This is a genomic window from uncultured Bacteroides sp., from assembly GCF_910578895.1.
GTDB lineage: Bacteria > Bacteroidota > Bacteroidia > Bacteroidales > Bacteroidaceae > Bacteroides.
Genome location: NZ_CAJTSC010000095.1, coordinates 1 through 4,777 on the forward strand (window position 1 = coordinate 1; position 4,777 = coordinate 4,777).

Sequence of the window (4,777 nt, forward strand, 5' to 3'; positions counted from 1 at the left end):
GACGGCAGACAGATTCACATCCATACCGTACTGCATCAGAATAAGAATGACGAACATGCTCGTGGTCACATCGGCACTGAACTCAACAATAAAGCGGAAACCATCATGCAGATCGAGGTGGATAAAGAGGACAAGACCATAAGCGTAATCGAAGCCATGCATATCCGCGACCGTGAGTTTGAACCTTTCGCTTTCCGCATAAACGAGGAAGCCATGCCCGAACCGGTAGAACCTTATCTGCACAAAGAAAAGAAGATCGGACGACCGACCAAAGAACCGTTTGATCCATACAAGGAAATTTCAGAGAGTGTACATCGCGCAGCATTGGATGCCGCTTTTGCGAATGGAAATATCAGCAGTTACGATGAGTATCTGGAACGCTTGAAAGAGGGGTACGGATTGCAGAATGTAAAGCTCGGTCACAACAAGGCGGTCAAGGTAGCCACATTTCTCGGTAATAAGCGAATGGTGATAAAAGAGGGGAAAGAATATATGGTCAATCCTGAATACCATTACTGAGTTCAACTTTACTTTATTGTAGGGGCGTATATATAAGAATAAAACAAAGTAGTCAGGGGTTGCACACAAGGTATTCATTCTATCCCCCCTCTTTTAGATGAATATCTTAGTTTCTGGTTCAAATCCGTCTGCCGATTCTGTATGTACATCCAATATGGCTTGCCGGAAAGCATCAACAGGTATCTGTTGCAAGATATGCCAAGGTATAACCTCACTACGTTACGGTTGTACACTGGCACTCTTGCCGGCTCAGTTCCCTCGCCGGTGCGGTACTCGCAAGCTCGCACCTATTCACAATTATAACAATGATTCAAATGAAAGAAGATATTGAAAATACATCGAACTCCTCTAAAGAAACCAGAAACGTCTTCATCGGAGCGAAAGTCACTCCTACTCAGAAGGAGTATATAAAATCAATGGCTACCCAATGCGGTATGACCATAAGTGATTACCTATTGTCGTGTGCCTATAACTTCATGCCCAAAGCGAGACTTACGAAAGAAGAAGCAGCCCTGTTGCAAAATCTGGACGATTGTCGGGCAGACCTCGTAAAATACACCTCTGCCCTACACGGAATGTCCACAAAGCAGCGCATGACAATGTTCAATCAGATTCCGTTCATGGTCAACTGGCTCAAGGAACTTGGCAATGTAGCCGAAAGTGTCTGCCAGTTCCTGAATGCTGTAAAAGAGAAGAACAAAATTCCGTCCAACCTTAAATCCGAAGAAGAATGATTGCAAAAGCCAAAGCCATATCGCACGGCATCAACGACCTCCGTTACATTACCGGCGAATCACAGCATAAGAAGCATCCGGAGAAAATTTATCGGGTATTGGACAATCTGTTGCCCTCAGAACCGGATGCTATGGGGATATGGAACTCCATGCAGTTGACCCTATCCCAGCATCGCCCGATAAAGAACTCCGTTATCAGAATCGAGTTGAGTCCATCGCCCAAACATACCCAATTCTATGACATCGAAGATTGGCAAAAACTTTGGCAAGATTTCGCCGAGGAGTTCGACAAACAGATGATTACCGGCAAGGATGGAAAAGTCCGTTCCTGTCCAACTAATTTGGCGGGCAGCAAATACTCGGTTTGGCTGCATACGGAATCCAAAGGCGAAGTTCCACACCTCCATGCTGCGGTCTGCCGTTTGGATGAAAATGGCAATATCAACAACGACCATAACATTCATCTTCGGGCGCAACGTGCCGCCGAACGAGTGGCAAAGAAACGTGGCTGGACGACTGCGGCACAAATCCGAAATCGCAACATTCCACAAGTGAACCAGGACTGTATGGAAGTGTTGAGAACGATGCAATCATGGTCATGGGATGAGTACAAGAATGCTCTTATACGGAAAGGTTATACCGTCCATGAAAGGAAGGACAAGAAAGGTATTCTCCGTGGATATGCCCTCATGAATGGAAACAGCAAATACAAGGCTTCAGAATTGGGAATCGGCAGAAATCTTATGATTTCGAAACTTCCTGCGACATGGGAAAAACTGCCTCATCAGCCAACTACCGTCATTAGAAATAATACTCCCAAAACCGCTCAACAGGGAGCGATACATAAAGTTGATCCTATTGACTATACCCAATATCGCCCAGACCATCAGAATATCATTCCTTATGTCTTTACTTATGAAGGTAAGGATTACAAATTCTATATCCCGGAAAAAGTACTTGACTGTTTCAATGACGAATTTGATTACAGGTTTATTGCCAACTGTCAGGAACTTACCGATATGGCTGTAGCTATATTTGTCGGACTGATAGATACTCCCAATGCAACAATCGGTGGAGGTGGCGGAGGTTCACAAAGCGATCTTCCGTGGAGAGACACGAACGAAGACGACTTACAATGGGCACGCAGATGCGCTCGTACTGCCGGTCGTTCGTTAGGGAAGAAACCGAAAACAGGACTAAAACGATAAGCCTATGAAGGCAAACATGAAAAAGAAATTTGATTTTTCCGCAGAAATGAGTGAAGTGGAATCCATAAAAGCTACTCCAAAGAATGAATATTTGGAGGAAGAAAACCGCTTACTCGACATCAACGCAAAGGAACTTGCCAGCCTGAATGACAATGTGTATAAGTTGAGAACAGAAGTTGAAAATCTATCCGACTCTATACGTGAGTGCAAACCTATCATTTCTGAAGAAATGCATAAGTTGGCAGTTGAATTTGGAGCAAGACTTCTATGTGATTTTCTCAGTCAGATTGAGAGCAAATGTAAGGAAGCCGAGCGGAGAATAAAGAAAGTCGACAATACTATCCCCATCCCAGATACGGCATTCTACATTTTAATTATCATTGTAGTTGCTCTATCTTCTTTTTTCGTGTGCATGATAGGGGCAAATGCAGAGATTTTGCATTCCGTATTGATTTGGAAAGCAGTTATCTGCTGTATTATTATGGCTGTTTTGGGGATTGGTATTGCTGTAGTTATACAGAAGTTTTCGGACAGGGGTAAATAAACGAAAAGTCTCAACTGGATAGAATTGCTATCGGTTGAGACTTCTTATAATATGCTATGTTATTGAAACTTTATTACAGGAACTACTTTTTCACCAAGTTTGGTCTCATAACGAAATGTTCCTATTTGCATAGCCTTTTTACCTTTAGGTACTTCAATTACCTGATCATCATAAAACAGATTCTGGCCATCTGTCACAATATAGACGACCGGCCCAGTAAAAAATGAAGTTGAATACCCTTTCTCCTCGCAATTGGCCAAAGCACCATCCCCAAGAACCTGAAAAACTTCAAATTTTGTTGCGGTAGTAAATACCGTCTGTTGCTCAGCAATCGTAATATCCGACTCGTTAGCATTTGAATTGGTAATACCTATAACAAAAAGTACTGCAATTGTTAATACACACCCAGTAACAACTCCCAAGAAGAATATCAACCCCTTTCTCATAAGCAATATTTTTAATAACATTCAAATATACAACATAATTCTAAATCACAGAACAATTGAGAGCGAAGAAATTACAGCATTAATTCCCTCGCTCTATACATAACTTTATTTACCCAGTGACTTGAATACCTTAGCAATGCAACGCTTTTTCTGCTCCATATTGGGATGGACATATAAGTCCAACGTAGTTGAAATATTGGAATGCCCTAATAATACGCTGACTGTTTTATAGTCACAACCGACTTCTATACAGCGAGTCGCGAAACTGTGACGAAGTCCATGATACTTCAGCTTGGGAATATCAAGTTTCTCCATAAGCCTTTTATAGTAGTTACGGAACGTACGTGGTTCTGTCGGACACTCGTCATTGGTAAGAATGTAATAGTCATCATTAACTACTTTTTTCAAAGGCTTTAACATAGTAAGCAATTCTTTGTTTATCGGGATTTCACGGCAAGAGTTTTTTGTCTTTGGCGTGTTGATGACCAGCTCTGTATGTTTTCTCTCTCCTTCTATGATATAGATGCGTTCTATCGTCCGGTTTACGGTTAGAATCCCGTCATATACATTGATGTCGCTCCATTTCAAAGCACAGATCTCCCCTATACGCAGACCGGTACTAAGGCTAATGTAGATACCAAGTCCCGGAAAGGAAAAGTGGCTCTGAATATAGTTCAGAATCTTTTTATGATTTGCCACGGACAAAACCTCCAACTTTTTACCAGCAACGTCTGTTGGGTACTTAATATCCCATTCGTAATAGTTCATCCATTCGTTTTTCACCCCGAATTTCATAACCATCTTCAGGACAATAAGAATGTCCTTAACAGATTTCACGCTCAATCCGCCTTCCAACTTTTCAAGCACAAAGCCTTGTACATCATTTTCATGAAGTTCGTTACTCTCACTAAACTTTGGCAAAATGTGATTTTCAAGAATCAACATGTAGGCTGCCAATGTCGATTGTTTCACATACGGCCGCTTGTTCTCTCGCCATGCATCCGAAATTTCTCTAATTGTCTTCTGATTCATAATCTTGAATTTAATTGGTTCTAATAATTAGAGAAATATAATAGGTAATGTTCCCCATTTGAGATTTCCGGAGTTTACGGAAGAATGGGAAAGATGCAAAGTTTCAGAGTTGTTGGATTTCTATTCAACCAATTCTCTGTGTTGGGAGCAATTAGAATATGAGATTAATACAGTTCAAAACTTACACTACGGGCTTATACATGTAGGGCTTCCAACTATGGTTAACTTAAACAAAGATAAGTTGCCTAATATCAAAGAGGGAAATATGCCTAAAAACTTTGAATTGTGCAGAGA

Annotated in this window: 5 protein-coding genes and 1 pseudogene; 4 read left to right on the forward strand and 2 right to left on the reverse strand. The window is 41.5% G+C overall.

The genetic code is table 11. From position 1 onward, the window contains the following. The 4 genes and pseudogenes from QZ327_RS14060 to QZ327_RS14075 all read left to right on the forward strand — a co-directional run. A pseudogene (locus QZ327_RS14060) lies at positions 1-519 on the forward strand (mobilization protein); the annotation flags it as partial. Positions 520-833: 314 nt separating this feature from the next. Continuing rightward, positions 834-1,253, forward strand: a complete 420-nt coding sequence (locus QZ327_RS14065) for a metalloproteinase (RefSeq protein WP_294620322.1) — start codon at positions 834-836, stop codon at positions 1,251-1,253. Beyond that, on the forward strand, positions 1,250-2,461 hold the full coding sequence (locus tag QZ327_RS14070) for a relaxase (protein WP_294620324.1): 1,212 nt from the start codon (positions 1,250-1,252) through the stop codon (positions 2,459-2,461). The genes QZ327_RS14065 and QZ327_RS14070 overlap by 4 nt, the downstream gene beginning before the upstream one ends. Positions 2,462-2,477: 16 nt before the next feature. Beyond that, positions 2,478-3,005, forward strand: a complete 528-nt coding sequence (locus QZ327_RS14075) for a hypothetical protein (RefSeq protein WP_294620326.1) — start codon at positions 2,478-2,480, stop codon at positions 3,003-3,005. Between the two features lie 59 nt (positions 3,006-3,064). Here the strand turns inward: QZ327_RS14075 and QZ327_RS14080 are convergent, their stop codons facing one another. After that, positions 3,065-3,451, reverse strand: coding sequence for a hypothetical protein (locus QZ327_RS14080; protein ID WP_294620328.1), 387 nt, complete (start codon positions 3,449-3,451; stop codon positions 3,065-3,067). 105 nt (positions 3,452-3,556) lie between these two features. Beyond that, on the reverse strand, positions 3,557-4,483 hold the full coding sequence (locus QZ327_RS14085) for a site-specific integrase (RefSeq protein ID WP_294620330.1): 927 nt from the start codon (positions 4,481-4,483) through the stop codon (positions 3,557-3,559). Between the last annotated feature and the right edge of the window lie 294 nt (positions 4,484-4,777).